The sequence below is a fragment of the Pseudarthrobacter sp. NIBRBAC000502771 genome (assembly GCF_006517215.1).
Taxonomy (GTDB): domain Bacteria; phylum Actinomycetota; class Actinomycetes; order Actinomycetales; family Micrococcaceae; genus Arthrobacter; species Arthrobacter niigatensis.
Genome location: NZ_CP041187.1, coordinates 2,499,097 through 2,513,777, shown reverse-complemented (window position 1 = coordinate 2,513,777; position 14,681 = coordinate 2,499,097). Strand labels below are relative to the sequence as shown.

Here is a 14,681-nt window from a genome sequence, read left to right as displayed (position 1 = left end):
ACGGAATTGTCGGTGGGCCCCCTTAGCGTTGAAGCATGAGTTCCTGGAACAGCCTCCCCCGCGCCGCCTTCGATCTGGAAACCACGGGCCGTAATTCCCGCGCAGCGAGAATCGTTACGGCCTCGATCACCGTGGTGGACCACCAGGGCGAGGTCATTAAGGAGCATGAGTGGCTGGCCGATCCGGGGGTAGAGATTCCGGCAGAGGCAAGTGACGTCCACGGGATCACCACCGAACAGGCCAGGCGTGATGGGCGTCCCGCCCATGAGGTCACACGGGAGGTCGCTGCCGTGCTGCAGGGCCTGTTCGATTCCGGGACTCCGGTCATCGCTTTCAACGCCAGCTACGACTTCACGGTCCTTGCTGCCGAGTCCGCACGGTACGGGATTCCGCAGCTGTCCCGCTTCCCGGTCCTGGATCCGTTCATCATGAACAAGCAGGTTGACCGCTACCGGAAGGGCAAGCGGACATTGACTGCATTGTGCGAGGAGTACGGTGTGGTCCTGGACAATGCACACACCTCCGCGGCCGATGCCCTGGCTACCCTCAGGGTGCTGGACGCGATGGCGGGCAAGTTCCCCAAGCTGATGATGCCGGCAAGCCAACTGCACCAGCTGCAGGTGGACTGGGCGGTGAGCCAGGCGTCCGATTTCCAGGAGTACCTCCGCAAGACGAAGCCGGCCGCCGTCATTGAAGGAGACTGGCCGGTGCTCCCTCCCCAGGACGCCACCACAGGGGGCTTCTAGGTTAACCCCCGGCGCACTCCCTTTTTGGGAGGCATGTCACAGTCACGCCGGTTAACAAACGTCGGGATATTGCAGGTGGCATCCTTCGCCCGTGGGACCTAAGCACCCTTCAGCTGCGTGCCGCTGTGCCGATGAAGCGGAATTAAATTCGGCAGCTATGATCAGAGCCTCCGCATTGTTCATTCCACTTCCAGTATTTACCCGGGTGAGACAATAAAGTTTTGCGGTCACCCCTGCCCCGGACTGCTGGACCAGCGCCGGGCAGGTGCCAGGCGCCACAGCGCTGCCTTGCGGCCCGGTCGACGTATGCCTCATATGAAAGTGACAACCTGATGAAAATCAAAGCGATGAAGTGGCTCACTACCGCTCCCGTTGCACTGGCCCTCGCGGTTTCCCTCGCAGCCTGCGGTGGCGGATCTTCCCAGCCCAGCGGCACCCCTACCGATGCCCTGAAGGGCAGCGACCAGCAGACGCTGGACAAGTACACCACTGCGGACGTGACGCCGATCGACAAGATCGACAAGACCAAGCTCGGCCTCATCACCGAGGGCACCCTGCGCGTGGGCACCCTTTCGGACGCACCGCCCAACATCTTCATCGACCCCTCCGGCAAGTTCACCGGCTACGACAACGAACTGCTGCGCGCCATTGGCGACAAGCTGGGCCTCAAGGTCGAATTCGCCTCCACCGACTTCTCCGCGCTGCTCTCCCAGGTGGCCAACAAGCAGTTCGACGTCGGGTCCTCCTCGATCTCCACCACGGACAAGCGCCGTGAGACGGTCGGCTTCACGAACGGCTATGACTTCGGCTACATGGCTGTGGTCACCAAAAACGATTCCAAGGTCAAGGGCTTCGCCGACCTCAAGGACGGCGTGCGCATCGGCGTGGTTCAGGGCACCGTTCAGGACGACTACGTCACCAACACCCTCGGCCTCGAACCGGTCCGTTTCCCGGATTACAACACTGTCTATGCCAACGTGAAGTCCGGCCAGGTCGACGCCTGGGTGGCACCCTCGCAGCAGGCCACCGGCCAGGTCAAGGACGGCGATAACACCAAGATCGCCGAAAAGGTTGTTAACACCCAGAACTTCACCGCGTACGCAGTGAACAAGGACAACAAGCCGCTGATTGACGCCCTGAACGCGGGCCTGGATGCCGTCATTGCTGACGGTACGTGGACCAAGCTCACCGCCCAGTGGTACACGGACCGGCCCACCGCCAAGGAGCAGACCCCGCAGGGCTGGAAGCCGGGCAGCAAAGCCGTCCAGGTTCCCGCGAAGTAACCCGGGCGTTCCATGGATATCCTCAAACTGCTCTCCGATACCTTCCTTGACTGGAAGGCGATCGGCGCCGTCCTGCCCAAAATGTTCGCCGTCGGGCTTCCGAATACGCTCGTTTTGGCTGTTTCGTCCGGCGTCATCGGAACAGTACTTGGCATGCTGCTTGCCCTGATGGGGATTTCCCGGAACGCCGGGGCCCGCTGGGTGGCTCGCATCTACACGGATGTGCTCCGCGGGCTGCCGCCCATCCTCACCATCCTGGTGATTGGGCTCGGATTCGGGCCGATCGTCCGGCAATGGACCGGATCCACCAGCCCGTACCCGATGGCGATTGCCGCGCTGTCCCTGATGTCGGCCGCCTACATCGGCGAGATCTTCCGCTCCGGCATCCAGAGCGTGGACAAGGGCCAGCTCGAAGCAACCCGTGCCCTGGGGTTCGGCTACGGCCCGGCCATGCGCCTGGTAGTAGTACCCCAGGGCGTCCGGCGGGTGCTTCCGGCCCTGGTCAACCAGTTCATCGCCTTGATCAAGGAGTCCTCCCTGGTCTTCATGCTCGGGCTGCTGGCCAGCGAACGCGAGATCTTCCAGATCGGCAAGGACGCGGCGTCCACCAGCGGCAACTTGTCGCCCTACGTCGCTGCGGCGGTGTTCTACCTGGCATTGACCGTTCCGCTGACCCACTTCGTGAACTGGATCGACCGGCGCCTCCGCACCGGCCGGCCCGAAAAGAAAGAACCGGACGAGGCCGCAGCCGTCGTTGGAAAGGGAGCCCAGGCATGAGCGAGTTCGCATCCGGCACACTGAGCGCCAGGAACATCCACCTTTCCTTCGGCAGCAACCACGTGCTGCGGGGCATCGACCTGCACGTTCCCCAGGGCACTACCGCGTCGGTCATCGGCCCGTCAGGTTCGGGCAAGTCCACCCTGCTGCGGGTCATGAACCGGCTGATCGAACCCGACCAGGGGGACATCCTCTTGGACGGGCGTTCTGTCCTGAAGGACAACCCGGATGAACTCCGGCGCCGGATCGGGATGGTGTTCCAGCAGTTCAACCTGTTCCCGCACAAAACGGTGGTGGAAAACGTCTCCCTGGCCCTGCGGAAACTGCGCAAGCTCTCCAAGGAGGAAGCGCAGGCCGAGGCCCTGGAGCAGTTGGACCTTGTCGGGTTGAAGCACAAGGCTGATTCCCGGCCCGCCAACCTCTCCGGCGGCCAGCAGCAGCGCGTGGCCATCGCCCGTGCGCTGGCCATGAAGCCCGAGGTGATGTTCTTCGACGAGGCCACCTCTGCCTTGGACCCCGAGCTGGTCAAGGGCGTCCTGGCCTTGATGGCGGACCTCGCCAAGGGCGGCATGACCATGGTGGTGGTGACCCACGAAATGGGCTTCTCCCGCAACGTCTCCGATGCCGTGACATTCATGGACGCCGGTGTTGTGGTGGAGTCCGGGCCGCCCGAGCAGCTGTTCACCGAGCCAAAGACCGACCGGCTCAAGGGCTTCCTCTCGGATGTCCTGTAACGCCCACGGCATAAAGAAATCCCCGGCTGCAGCCTGCAGCCGGGGATTTCTTTTTGTCTTCCGCGAGATGGCGACGGCGGGACGCGCCTGTCGCCCGCGGCGGCGCTAGCCCTGGGCGGCTGCGGCCGCCTGGGCCGCGGCAGGCAGTGCGTCGTAAATCCGGTTCATGGCGTCGTCGTCGTGCGCGGCCGACAGGAACCAGGCCTCGAAGACGGACGGCGGCAGGTAGACCCCGGAGTCCAGCATCGAGTGGAAGAACGGCGCATAGCGGAAGGCTTCCTGTGCCTGGGCGTCCGCGTAGTTGTGGACGCCGTTGGCCGAGGTGCCGAAGGCTACCGAGAAGAGGTTCCCGGCGAACTGGATGGAGTGGTCCACCCCTGCGGCGTCCAGGGCGCTGGAGAGGGCCGAGGACAGTTCCAGCGAGCGGACGTCGATGAAGGAGTAGACGTCGCGGGTCGCATGGGTCAGTGTTGCCACGCCGGCAGCCATGGCCACCGGGTTTCCGGACAGGGTTCCGGCCTGGTATACCGGGCCGGTGGGCGCGAGGTAGTCCATGACGTCGGCGCGGCCGCCGAGGGCCGCCGTCGGCATCCCGCCGCCGATGACCTTGCCAAAGGTGAGCAGGTCAGGGGTCCATGGTTCCTCGGCATCCGGTGCACCGCCGGTAAGGCCCCAGTAGCCGGAGTAGCCGGTGCGGAATCCGGTCAGGACCTCGTCGACGATGAGGAGCGCGCCGTGCTCCCGCGTGATCTGCGAAAGTCCGTGGTTGAATCCCTCGCCGGGGGTGACGACGCCCATGTTCGCCGGCGCTGCTTCGGTGATGACGGCGGCAATATTGGGGCCGTGGACAGCGAAGGCTTCCTTGACGGCCGCGAGGTCATTGTAGGGCAGCACCAGCGTCTCCGCCGCGGTCGCTTCGGTGACACCGGCGGACCCGGGCAGGGCCAGGGTTGCCAGCCCGGAGCCGGCCGCGGCCAGGAGTCCGTCGAGGTGGCCGTGGTAGCAGCCGGCGAATTTGATGATCAGGTTGCGGCCGGTGAACCCGCGGGCCAGCCGGACAGCGGTCATGGTGGCTTCGGTTCCGGTGGACACCATCCGGAGGCGTTCGACGGCAGGGACGCGCTCCTGGACGATCTCCGCCAGGTTTGCCTCGTCCGGGGTGGACGCGCCAAAGGAGAGTCCCCGGTCGACGGCGGCATGCACGGCCTCCAGCACGGCCGGATGGGCGTGTCCGAGCAGGGCAGGTCCCCATGAGCAGACCAGGTCCACGTATTCCTTGCCGTCAGCATCCGTCAGGTACGGTCCCTTGGCGGAGACCATGAAGCGCGGGGTCCCGCCCACGGAGCCAAAAGCCCGCACCGGCGAGTTGACGCCGCCCGGCATCAGCTGGCGGGCGCGGTCGAAGAGTGCCTCATTGCGAGGATTGCTGGAAGTCATGGTTCCTATTCTCTCAGTAAGCGGGAAAGCTCAAGTTAGCCGCAAGGGCCCCCTTGGCAGGGTCAGCCGGCGAGCAGCTCGGCCACGCGGGGCGCCACCGCCGTGCCCATCAGTTCGATCGAGCGCATCATGGCCGTGTGCGGCAGAGGCCCGTTGCTGTATTTGAGGTCAAAACGGTCAACCCCCAGGTTCCGCTTCAGCCGGACAATTTTTTGGGCCACGGTTTCCGGTGATCCGACGTAGAGCGCGCCTTCTGTGGAACAGAGTGCATCGAACTCACCGCGGCCGGCCGGACCCCAGCCACGCTCGGCTCCAAGCCTGTTCCGGAGTGCCAGCCAGTGGGGATAGAGCTCTTCCCGTGCCTGTTCGTCCGTATCGGCAACATGGCCGGGCGAGTGGGTGGCCATCTGCTGCATCGGGTGCCCGTACTTGCCCATCGCTTTCCGGTAGAGGTCGGCAAGGGGCCGGAAGCCCCGCGGCTGGCCGCCGATAATGGCGAAGATGATCGGATACCCGTACTGGGCACACCGGAGGACAGATTCCGGTGTGCCGCCCACGCCGATCCAGGTGGGCAGCAGGTGGTGCTCCAGGGGCGGGTAGACGCTCAGGCCGGCGAGGGCCGGGCGGGTGCGGCCTTCCCAGTGCACAGGCTTCTGTGCGCGGACCTTGTCGAACAGTTCAAGTTTTTCCTCGAACAGGACTTCGTAGTCCGCCAGGTCCAGGCCGAACAGCGGGAAGGATTCGATAAAGGATCCGCGCCCCAGCATGACTTCCGCCCGGCCGTTGGAGATGGCGTCCACGGTGGCGAAGCGCTGGAACACCCTGATGGGATCGTCCGAGCTCAGCACCGTCACCGCAGAGCCCAGGCGGATGCGGGACGTGCGGGCGGCGGCAGCGGCAAGGAAGACCTCCGGCGCGGACACGGCGTAGTCCTTGCGGTGGTGCTCCCCCACGCCGAAGGCATGGAGGCCGACGGCGTCAGCCAGTTCAGCCTGTTCCAGCAGCTGGCGCAGGACCTGGGCATGCGGCTGCGGGCTGCCGTCGAGGGCCTCCCCCACGTCGCCGAAGGTGTTCAGGCCGAGGAGGATGCGGTCTTCCCCCACGGGTGCGGTGGGAGAGTCGGACGGGTCGGTCACCGGGTTTCCTTCAGCCAGCCGGCCAGTTCGGTGGCCCAGTAGGTGAGCACGGTGTGCGCTCCGGCCCGGCGGATGCCGAGCACGGATTCGGTGATGGCGGCGCGGCGGTCGATCCAGCCGTTGGCGGCAGCGGCCTCGATCATCGCGTACTCGCCGGAGATCTGGTAGGCGGACACGGGCACCGGGCTCATCGCGGCGACGTCGGCCACGATGTCCAGGTAGCTCATGGCCGGCTTGACCATGATGATGTCGGCACCTTCGTCCAGGTCCAGTTCCACCTCGCGCAGCGCTTCGGTGCGGTTCCCGGCATCCATCTGGTAGGTCCGCCGGTCACCCGTGAGCTGGGAGTCCACCGCTTCGCGGAAAGGACCGTAGAACGCGGAGGCGTACTTCGCGGCGTAGGCGATGACGGAAGTGTTGACGTGTCCGGCCTCATCCAGTGCTGCGCGGATGGCGGCGATCTGGCCGTCCATCATCCCGGAGGGGCCCAGCATGTGCGCGCCGGCCTCAGCTTGCGCCACTGCCATCCTGGCGTAGATCTCAACGGTGCGGTCGTTGTCCACGTAACCGTCGGCGTCGAGCACCCCGCAGTGGCCGTGGTCGGTGAATTCGTCCAGGCAGACGTCACTCATGATCACCAGGTCGTCGCCCACTTCGGCGCGGACGTCGCGGATGGCCTTGTTCAGCACGCCGTCCGGGTCAAGGGAAGCCGAGCCTTCAGGATCGCGTGTTTCAGGAATGCCGAAGAGCATGATTCCGCCCAGCCCAAGTTCAACGGCCTCGGCCGCGGCCCGTTTCAGCGTGTCGGTGGTGTGCTGGACCACGCCGGGCATGGACGTGATGGGGTTGGGCTCGGTGAGTCCTTCCCTGATGAAGGCCGGAAGGATGAGTTCGGCCGGTGAAAGGCGCGTTTCGGCGGTCATCCGGCGCATGGCGGGGGTGGTGCGCAGGCGGCGGGGGCGTTGGGTGGGGAAAGTCATGGGTCCTGTCCTTCGCATTGGTTGTGAAGCATTTGGGGAAGCGTGCCTGTCACCGTCAGGGCGGGCTGAGCGCCTTGGCCACGGCCGCTACCAGGCCCTCCGGCGTCGGCTCAGCCGCCACCGCCGCAACGTCGAGGTCCAGGGCGGCGGCCTGTTCCGCCGTCGACCGTCCTATGGCCACCAGCCGGCACCCGCCCAGAGGCCCCAGCGCGGCGATCCGGCGCACGGCGCTCGGGGAGGCCGCGATCACGGCGTGAAGGCGTCCGCCGGCGATGTCCGCGGCGGCGGTTTGCGGTGCCAGGAGGGAGTACGACGACGGCTGCGGACCGGCGTCGCCGTCCTCCGCCTGCATGGAAAGCCGCCGTTCCGCTGCCGCCGGATAGTCGACAGTGCGGTAGGCGGTCACGGCGGTAACAGTGCCGCCTGCGGCTGCCAGGCCTTCCGAGAGGGTGCCGGCGGCGATATCCGCCTGTGGCAGCAGGATCCTGCCTCCTCCCGGCCAGACGGCGAGCAGCCCGGCGGCCGACTGTTCTCCGGGCGGGGTCAGTGCCACGGTGAGGCCGCCGGTCTCAAGGAGCCGCCGCGTTGCGGGACCGACGGCGGCGATCCGCGTCCCTGGCGGTACCAGCTGGCCCAGGCGCAGGCCACGCTCTGCCGCTTTTTCCATCAGGACGTGGACGGTGGTGGCGCTGCTGACCACCAGCCAGTCAAAGGCGGCAGCTGCGAGCGCGTCACAGGCAACATCCAGCATGTGCTGGTCAGGCGCCCGTTCAAAGTCGATGAGCGGCAGCAGCACAGGTTCCGCGCCGGCTGCTGCCAGGGCCTCCACCAGGGCAGCCGAACGTTCAGGGCTGCGCGTCACCAGGACCCGGACGCCGCCAAGCGGAGTCCGGGGCGTGGTGCCGCTGGAAGGCTGCGTCATCGCCAGGTCAGGATGCCTGCAGGTCGGCGATGTCGGCGGCTCCCGCGGCAAGGAGCAGCTCAGCCAGTTCGATGCCCAGCAGGGTTGCTCCCACCTCCGTCAGACCGTCGGTGGCCCGCTTGTCCCGCACGGTGGCGGTGCCGTCCACGGCGCACACCACTGCTTCAAGGTGCAGCATGCTGCCCTTGCGGTAGGCGTAGGCCCCAACGGGCGCTGCGCAGCCCGCTTCGAGCCGGGCCAGCAGGGCGCGTTCGGCGGTGACGGCCAGGCGGGTGTCAGGATCATCCAGCGCGGCAAGGGCCTGGGCCAGGACTCCGCCCGGCCCCGGTTTCGCAGGAGCGTCCGCCGTTCGGCATTCGATGGCCAGAGATCCCTGACCCGCTGCGGGCAGCATCACGTCGGTTTCCAGGTATTCGGACACCACATCCAGCCGGCCGATCCTCTCCAGACCGGCAGCCGCAAGCACCACGGCATCCAGGTCGCAGGACTTTCCGGGCACCACCTGGTCGGTGGAGTTGCCGGGCAGCCCGGGAACCCGGCCCAGGCGGGTGTCCACGTTGCCGCGGATGTCCACGATGTCCAGGTCAGCGCGGGCGGCCCGCAACTGGGCTGCGCGCCGCGGCGAACCGGTGCCGATGCGGGCCCCGGCCGGCAGGTCTGCCAGCTTGAGTCCGTCGCGGGCGCACAGGACGTCGCGGACGTCCACGCGGCGCGGAGTGGCGGCAAGGCTGAGCCCTACCGCGGCCCCGGTAGGAAGGTCCTTGAGCGAGTGCACGGCAACGTCGCACTCGTCGCGCAGCAGTGCATCGCGCAGGGCAGCGACAAAGACGCCCGTGCCGCCCATCTGGGACAGCGACCCCGTCAGGACGTCACCGTCGGTGCGGACGTGCACCAGTTCCACCGGAAAACCGCCGACGGCGGCCAGCTGGTCCGCGGTCTGCTGGGTCTGGGTAAGCGCCAGTTTGCTGGCGCGTGTTCCGATCCGGACCGTCACAGCTGGGCCGTTTCCGCGGCACCGCCGGACGGGTACGGATCATGGCCGGTGCCCACAGTGGTGTCAGCCGCCGCGATGGTGGGCTTTTCGCCGCGAAAGTTGGCGCAGCATCCCGGCCGGCAGACGTCGTACCAGGGACCAAGATCCGTCAGGGCGGGGCGGTCGCTGATGTTGTTGGCCACCGTCCGCTCGCAGATGAGGTCCACCAGGCCGTTAACGAACTTACGGTGCGTACCGGGCGTGGGGACGCGGGTGGCGGCCAGGCCCAGGTTGGCGCAGGTTTCCATCGCTTCGGTATCCAGGTCCCAGACAACTTCCATGTGGTCGCTGACGAAGCCGAGCGGGACGATGACGATGCCCTTGACGCCCTGGCCGGCCAGTTCCCCGATGGCATCGTTGATGTCCGGTTCCAGCCACGGCACGTGCGGAGCGCCGGAGCGGGACTGGTACACCAGGGACCACGGTGCGGTCAGCCCGGATTCCTTCCCGACCCGCTCAATGACGGCGGCCGCGTTGGCGAGGTGCTGGGCCACGTAGGCGGAGCCTTCCTCGAACACGCGCGGCTCCCCCTCGGAGCGGCCCGCCGCCTCGGCGTCCCGGGTGGGGATGGAGTGGGTGGCGAACAGGATATGGATGGGCGCATCCGGGGTGCCCGCTTCGGCAAGCTTGGCGCGGACCGCGGCCAGGCCGGCGGCGGTTCCTTCGACGAACGGCTCCACGAAGCCCGGGTGGTCGAAGTACTGGCGGACCTTGTCCACTTCCAGTTTGCCGTCCAGGCCGGTTTCGGTCAGCGCCATGCCGATGTCCTCGCGGTACTGGCGGCAGCTGGAGTAGCAGGAGTAGGCACTGGTGGTGAGCATGAGCACCCGGCGGTGCCCGGCGTCGTACGCTTCCTGCAGGGTCTGCGGGATGTACGGTGCCCAGTTGCGGTTGCCCCACAGCACGGGCAGCTCGATGCCGCGGGCAGCCAGCTCGGCCTCCAGCGCTGCCTTCAGCTCGCGGTTCTGCTGGTTGATGGGGCTGATGCCGCCGTTGGCACGGTAGTGGTGCGAGACTTCCTCCAGCCGCTCGTCCGGGATTCCCCGGCCGCGGGTGACGTTGCGGAGGAACGGGATGACGTCATCCTGGCCTTCCGGTCCGCCGAAGGAGGCCAGCAGGACGGCGTCGTAGTTTTTGGGGGCCATGCGTCCGGCCTCGGTCACCGGGTTGATGGCGGTGGCTGCCTGCTGCTCGGGGCTCATGCGAGCACCTCGGCAACCTCGTCTGCGGAGATGCGGCGTCCGGTATAGAACGGCACTTCCTCCCGCACGTGGTTGCGCGCCTCGGTGGCGCGGAGGTGGCGCATCAGGTCCACGAGGTCCACCAGTTCCGGTGCTTCCAGGCCCAGGATCCACTCCCAGTCGCCCAGGGCGAAGGAGGAAACGGTGTTGGAAATGACCTGCGGGAAGTCCCGTCCCAGCAGTCCATGGTCGCGGAGCATCTTGCCGCGCTCGGCCTCCGGCAGGATGTACCACTCGTAGGACCGGACGAACGGGTACACGCACAGCCACTCGGCCGGTGCGACGCCGCGGGAGTAGGCGGGGGTGTGGTTCTTGGCGAATTCGGCTTCGCGGTGGACACCCATGGCAGACCAGACGATCTCCGTGCCGGCGAAGAGGGTGCTGCGGCGGATGTCGCGGATGGCCTGCTGCAGCGCCTCCGGCCTGGGTCCATGGAGCCACACCATGACGTCGGCGTCGGCGCGCATGGCCGAGACGTCGTAGCTGCCCCGGTGCGTGACACCGGCGGCGGCGAGACGCTCCAGCAGCGCTTCGAAGTCGGCGGCGGCATCCGCACTGCGGACCACTGACTCCGACCGCTTGAAGACCGTCCAGAGGGTAAAGAACTGCTCGGCTGATTCTTCGGTTTTAGTGACAGATTCGGCAGAAGTGTGGCTCATGGTTACAAGTTTGCCCCTTCCCTGCCCCCAAGGCGAAACCGAAGAGTTCTACAGCTCGTAGAAGTGATTAAAGTCACCTTCCGGAGCACGTCAGGCCAACGGACAGGCCGCCCTTAGGGGCGGCGCATGCGGAGGAATACCAGCCCTGCGGCGGCACCTACGCCAACCAGTCCGGCGCCCAGCCACACCATGGCATCGGGCACGCCGGGCAGCGGACCGGTGGAGGAAACTGCCTGTCCCGGTCCTTCCGGTGCTCCGGCGGCCTGCGGCGCCCGCGTGGGCTGGGACTGGCGCGCGTTGATGGACAGCGACGTTGGCAGGACGGGGCCCGGCGTGGAAACCGGGCCGGCGGCCGGCGCGTCGTCCCCCACACGGCCAGCCTCGCCGGTCCCGGTGGCGTCGGCCGCCGCGGCGCCGCCGGCGGACGCTCCACCGGACCCCGGCACCGTGGCCCGCGTCCCGGACAGCGGGACAGGACCTCCCCCGGCTGCTCCGGGCGCCGTTGCAGCGGACGTGGCAACGGCCTCCGGAGCGGAGCCGCCCGCCGCTGTCGAAGGACCGGTTCCAGGGGCAGCTGCCGGCCCGGACGCCGCGGGGGACCCGGACCTGCCGGGAGCCGGGGAAGCGGTGGCCGCGGCTGTGGTCTGTGGCCGGGGTGCCAGGGGCGTCCCGGAGTCCGTCGGAGCGGGCGAGGCAGTGGAGGTCGAGCCTGCGGACAGGGACGCGGCAATCGTCGGAAGCAGCGAAGCAGGCAACGGGAGCAGCGTCGAAGCGGTCCGGGGTGCCGGGGTTGCCGGGGCCGGGGCGCTCGGTTCGCCTGTGCCCTGCCCTCGATGCCAGGCTCCGCCTTGGGATGCCACGTCTTGCGGAGGCGGGACCGCGTCGTCCGCCAAGGACGCCTGGACGCCGGTGGAAAGAACCAGTACCGCTCCGACGGCCGCTGCTGCGGTGCCGCGCCGGAGTCCCCCATGGATACCGGTCCGGGACATTGAGAGCTCGGACCTGTGTTGAACCATAGTCATCGACCCTAACCAGAAGGCTTGGCCGATTGGAAACTGAACGGGACGCCGTACCGGGCGCGGCGCGGGTGCCGCGGGCCCGGCTCGGAGCGCTGACCAGCAGGAATGCTCAGGCGGCAGTGAGTTGGGCGATTTGCTCACGTGTGTCGGCCACCACAGCGGCCAGGCCGTTCCCGGCTACCCATCCGCCCACGACGGCCAGGCCGCCGGCAGCGCTGCAGGACCGCCGGATGTCCGCTGCCCGGGCACGGTGCCCGACGGCGGCGAACGGCAGGGCTCCGCGCCAGCGGACCACATCCCAGCCCCGTATGTCCTCCCCCGCGATGCGGACGCCCAACAGGGCGGAAGCGTCGCGCAAGGCGGCCGCGAACAGCTCATCATCCGATTGCGGGCCGGAGGCCTGCACGGACGCTCCGTCCACCCGGCCGTAGGAAAGGCGCACCACATGGCGCCCGGTCCCGGCAGCGGCAGCCAGCCAATCCCATTTTCCGGTGGCATGCGTGAGCGCCTTGGCATCGATCCCCGGCGTTTGCGGGGCCACCAGGATCCCCGTTCCACGCGGCCGCCCGTCAAGGTCCGGATTGTCCAGGACCAGTGTCACCAGCTTGACGTCCGGCCCGGAGGCAGGCTTTTTTCCAGAAATTGCAGGGACGGCATGTTCCAGCAGTTCGACGGCGGCCGGTCCCTCCACTGCCATGACCAGCAGTGCAGCACTGAAGGCCGCCCCGCCGGCGTCGACCCGCCAGCCGCCAGGAGCGCGGGAGACCGTCGTCGCGGCAGTGCCCGGCAAAAGGACCACACCACGGCGCAGAAGATCCGCCACCAAGGCATCCACCAGGGTGTGCATGCCGCCTTCGAGGCCGGCGACGGCGGACCCGGCTTTTGCGGGCTGGCCGGGCTGCTGCGGGTGCCCGGGTGTCCCCGCACGGCGCCGCTGCGCCGAGACCGCGGCAGCGAGGGAACCGTGTTGCCGCAATCCGGCACGGAGGCCGGGGGCCACCATGTCGACGTCGAGCAGGCCGGGATCGGCGGAGTGGACGCCGCCTACTACCGGGGAGACCAGGCGTTCCAGCACCCGCGACCCCATCCGGGCCCGGACCAGCGCGGCGACGCTGGTGACACCGGCCCCGGCGCCGACGGAGGCAGGCAGGAGGCGGTCCACGGAGGCGCGCAGCGAGCCGAGGACGCCCAGGGTGCGCCGCACCTCAGGGTCCCAAGGATTGGCGGGAATGCCCAGGACGCCGGTCCGGGGCAGCTCGCGGGGCCCATCCGGCAGCTGCACCCAGGCACCTCCGGGGCGCGGGGGAACGATCTTCCCGCCAAGGCCCAGTTCCGCGCAGAGCCGGGCGACGGCGTCGGACCTGGTGGCGAAGGACTCGGCGCCGCTGTCCAGGGTGAGCCCGGCCACCGTATGGCTGCCCACGCAGCCGCCCCACGCCGTCCCGGCTTCCAGGACGGTCACTTCATGTCCGGCTGCTGCGAGTTCCCGGGCGGAGAGCAGCCCGGAGATCCCGCCGCCCACCACCAGCGCCTTGCCGGGTGTTGCCGGGGAGCCGCGCACGGGTTACGCCGGAGAGATGGAGTGGATGAGCTCCACTACCCGAGTGAGGACGTCAGGGTCCGTCCCGGGCGGTACGCCGTGCCCCAGGTTCAGGACGTGGCCGGGTGCGGCGGAGCCGGCGGCGATGACCTCGCGGACGTGCGCTTCCAGGATGTCCCAGGGTGCTTCCAGCAGCGCAGGGTCGATGTTTCCCTGCAGGGGCACCGTCCCGCCGAGCCGGCGGTTTGCTTCATCCAGCGGGAGCCGGTAGTCAACGCCCACCACGTCCACTCCCACGTCCCGCATGGCCACGAGGAGTTCGGACGTGCCGGTGCCGAAGTGGATGAGCGGGGCACCCAGGTGGCGCACGTGGTCCAGGGCCCGGGCCGACGCCGGCGCAACGTACTTGGTGTAGTCGGCCAGTCCCAGCGAACCCGCCCAGGAGTCGAAAAGCTGGGCGGCGGAGGCCCCGGCCTCCAGCTGCGCCTGGAGGAACATGCCGGAGGCGTCGGCGGCCCAGTTGGCCAGCGCGGTCCACGTTTCCGCATCCGCGTGCATCATGGTCCGCGGGCCCAGGTGGTCGCGGGACGGCTTGCCTTCCACCATGTAGGCGGCCAGGGTGAACGGCGCCCCGGCGAAACCGATCAATGGTGTCTTGCCCAGTTCGGCCACCGTGAGGCGGACTGCTTCGCGGATGGGTTCCAGGGCTTCCCAGGTCAGCTGCGGCAGGGCGGCGACATCGGCGGCAGTGCGCACGGGCTTATCAAGGACCGGCCCCACCCCGGGAACAATGTCCACGCCCACGCCGGCAAGCTTCAAGGGGATGACAATGTCCGAAAAGAAGATCCCGGCGTCCACGTCATGCCGGCGGACGGGCTGGAGCGTGATCTCGGAGGCCAACTCCGGCCGGAGGCAGGAGTCCAGCATGGCGATTCCCTCGCGCACCCTAAGGTATTCGGGCAGCGAGCGGCCGGCCTGCCGCATGAACCACACGGGACGGCGGGACGGCTTGCCGCCGCGGTAGGCCGTGATCAGCGGAGAGTCTGCTGTTCGGCCGTCCATCAGGGGATGGTCTGCGGCGAGGGCGCCGGCAGCGGAGACGGCAGGGCTAGGAGTCATGCCTTTGATTGTGCCCAAAAAGAGCCGCAAAAGATAACGACAACCTGTCGCTGAA

14 protein-coding genes are annotated in these 14,681 nt (G+C 68.0%); 4 read left to right on the top strand and 10 right to left on the bottom strand.

The features are described from left to right. Positions 1-35: 35 nt before the first annotated feature. The 4 genes from NIBR502771_RS11840 to NIBR502771_RS11825 all read left to right on the top strand — a co-directional run bounded on the left by NIBR502771_RS11840 (position 36) and on the right by NIBR502771_RS11825 (position 3,540). Positions 36-746 (top strand): 3'-5' exonuclease, encoded by a 711-nt coding sequence (locus NIBR502771_RS11840; protein WP_141159929.1) that lies wholly within the window; start codon positions 36-38, stop codon positions 744-746. Between the two features lie 332 nt (positions 747-1,078). Further along, positions 1,079-2,029, top strand: coding sequence for an ABC transporter substrate-binding protein (locus tag NIBR502771_RS11835; RefSeq protein ID WP_141159928.1), 951 nt, complete (start codon positions 1,079-1,081; stop codon positions 2,027-2,029). 12 nt (positions 2,030-2,041) lie between these two features. Then, the gene (locus tag NIBR502771_RS11830) at positions 2,042-2,806 is read left to right on the top strand and encodes an amino acid ABC transporter permease (protein ID WP_141159927.1); all 765 of its coding nucleotides are present in this window, start codon (positions 2,042-2,044) and stop codon (positions 2,804-2,806) included. Next, entirely contained in the window at positions 2,803-3,540 is a 738-nt protein-coding gene (locus NIBR502771_RS11825) for an amino acid ABC transporter ATP-binding protein (RefSeq protein WP_141159926.1), read from the top strand. Before NIBR502771_RS11830 ends, NIBR502771_RS11825 begins: the two co-directional genes overlap by 4 nt. Positions 3,541-3,645: 105 nt before the next feature. Here the strand turns inward: NIBR502771_RS11825 and hemL are convergent, their stop codons facing one another. The 10 genes from hemL to hemE all read right to left on the bottom strand — a co-directional run bounded on the left by hemL (position 3,646) and on the right by hemE (position 14,626). Then, positions 3,646-4,977: a glutamate-1-semialdehyde 2,1-aminomutase gene (hemL, locus tag NIBR502771_RS11820; RefSeq protein WP_141159925.1), complete on the bottom strand. Its 1,332-nt coding sequence runs from the start codon at positions 4,975-4,977 to the stop codon at positions 3,646-3,648. A 62-nt stretch (positions 4,978-5,039) separates the two neighbouring features. Then, positions 5,040-6,113: an LLM class flavin-dependent oxidoreductase gene (locus NIBR502771_RS11815; protein ID WP_141159924.1), complete on the bottom strand. Its 1,074-nt coding sequence runs from the start codon at positions 6,111-6,113 to the stop codon at positions 5,040-5,042. Continuing rightward, positions 6,110-7,093 carry a porphobilinogen synthase gene (gene hemB, locus NIBR502771_RS11810; protein WP_141159923.1) on the bottom strand — a complete coding sequence of 328 codons (984 nt, stop codon included), beginning with the start codon at positions 7,091-7,093 and terminating at the stop codon, positions 6,110-6,112. The genes NIBR502771_RS11815 and hemB overlap by 4 nt, the downstream gene beginning before the upstream one ends. A gap of 55 nt (positions 7,094-7,148) precedes the next feature. Then, positions 7,149-8,015 (bottom strand): uroporphyrinogen-III synthase, encoded by an 867-nt coding sequence (locus NIBR502771_RS11805; RefSeq protein ID WP_141159922.1) that lies wholly within the window; start codon positions 8,013-8,015, stop codon positions 7,149-7,151. Positions 8,016-8,022: 7 nt separating this feature from the next. After that, positions 8,023-9,009 (bottom strand): hydroxymethylbilane synthase, encoded by a 987-nt coding sequence (hemC, locus tag NIBR502771_RS11800; RefSeq protein ID WP_141159921.1) that lies wholly within the window; start codon positions 9,007-9,009, stop codon positions 8,023-8,025. Then, a complete protein-coding gene (locus NIBR502771_RS11795; protein WP_141159920.1) occupies positions 9,006-10,250 on the bottom strand; it encodes a ferrochelatase in 1,245 nt (414 codons plus the stop codon). Before NIBR502771_RS11795 ends, hemC begins: the two co-directional genes overlap by 4 nt. Continuing rightward, a complete protein-coding gene (hemQ, locus tag NIBR502771_RS11790; protein WP_141159919.1) occupies positions 10,247-10,948 on the bottom strand; it encodes a hydrogen peroxide-dependent heme synthase in 702 nt (233 codons plus the stop codon). Before hemQ ends, NIBR502771_RS11795 begins: the two co-directional genes overlap by 4 nt. A 113-nt stretch (positions 10,949-11,061) precedes the next feature. Next, positions 11,062-11,964: a hypothetical protein gene (locus NIBR502771_RS11785; RefSeq protein ID WP_141159918.1), complete on the bottom strand. Its 903-nt coding sequence runs from the start codon at positions 11,962-11,964 to the stop codon at positions 11,062-11,064. A 112-nt stretch (positions 11,965-12,076) separates the two neighbouring features. Beyond that, positions 12,077-13,528: a protoporphyrinogen oxidase gene (gene hemG, locus NIBR502771_RS11780; RefSeq protein WP_141159917.1), complete on the bottom strand. Its 1,452-nt coding sequence runs from the start codon at positions 13,526-13,528 to the stop codon at positions 12,077-12,079. Positions 13,529-13,531: 3 nt separating this feature from the next. After that, the gene (gene hemE / locus NIBR502771_RS11775) at positions 13,532-14,626 is read right to left on the bottom strand and encodes a uroporphyrinogen decarboxylase (RefSeq protein ID WP_141159916.1); all 1,095 of its coding nucleotides are present in this window, start codon (positions 14,624-14,626) and stop codon (positions 13,532-13,534) included. Between the last annotated feature and the right edge of the window lie 55 nt (positions 14,627-14,681).

Coding starts and splice junctions, on each gene's coding strand:
- NIBR502771_RS11840 (WP_141159929.1), top strand. CDS start 36: ATGAGTTCCTGGAACAGCCTCCCCCGCGCCGCCTTCGATCTGGAAACC.
- hemL (WP_141159925.1), bottom strand. CDS start 4,977: ATGACTTCCAGCAATCCTCGCAATGAGGCACTCTTCGACCGCGCCCGC.
- NIBR502771_RS11825 (WP_141159926.1), top strand. CDS start 2,803: ATGAGCGAGTTCGCATCCGGCACACTGAGCGCCAGGAACATCCACCTT.
- NIBR502771_RS11835 (WP_141159928.1), top strand. CDS start 1,079: ATGAAAATCAAAGCGATGAAGTGGCTCACTACCGCTCCCGTTGCACTG.
- hemQ (WP_141159919.1), bottom strand. CDS start 10,948: ATGAGCCACACTTCTGCCGAATCTGTCACTAAAACCGAAGAATCAGCC.
- NIBR502771_RS11795 (WP_141159920.1), bottom strand. CDS start 10,250: ATGAGCCCCGAGCAGCAGGCAGCCACCGCCATCAACCCGGTGACCGAG.
- hemB (WP_141159923.1), bottom strand. CDS start 7,093: ATGACTTTCCCCACCCAACGCCCCCGCCGCCTGCGCACCACCCCCGCC.
- NIBR502771_RS11830 (WP_141159927.1), top strand. CDS start 2,042: ATGGATATCCTCAAACTGCTCTCCGATACCTTCCTTGACTGGAAGGCG.
- NIBR502771_RS11785 (WP_141159918.1), bottom strand. CDS start 11,964: ATGGTTCAACACAGGTCCGAGCTCTCAATGTCCCGGACCGGTATCCAT.
- NIBR502771_RS11805 (WP_141159922.1), bottom strand. CDS start 8,015: ATGACGCAGCCTTCCAGCGGCACCACGCCCCGGACTCCGCTTGGCGGC.
- hemE (WP_141159916.1), bottom strand. CDS start 14,626: ATGACTCCTAGCCCTGCCGTCTCCGCTGCCGGCGCCCTCGCCGCAGAC.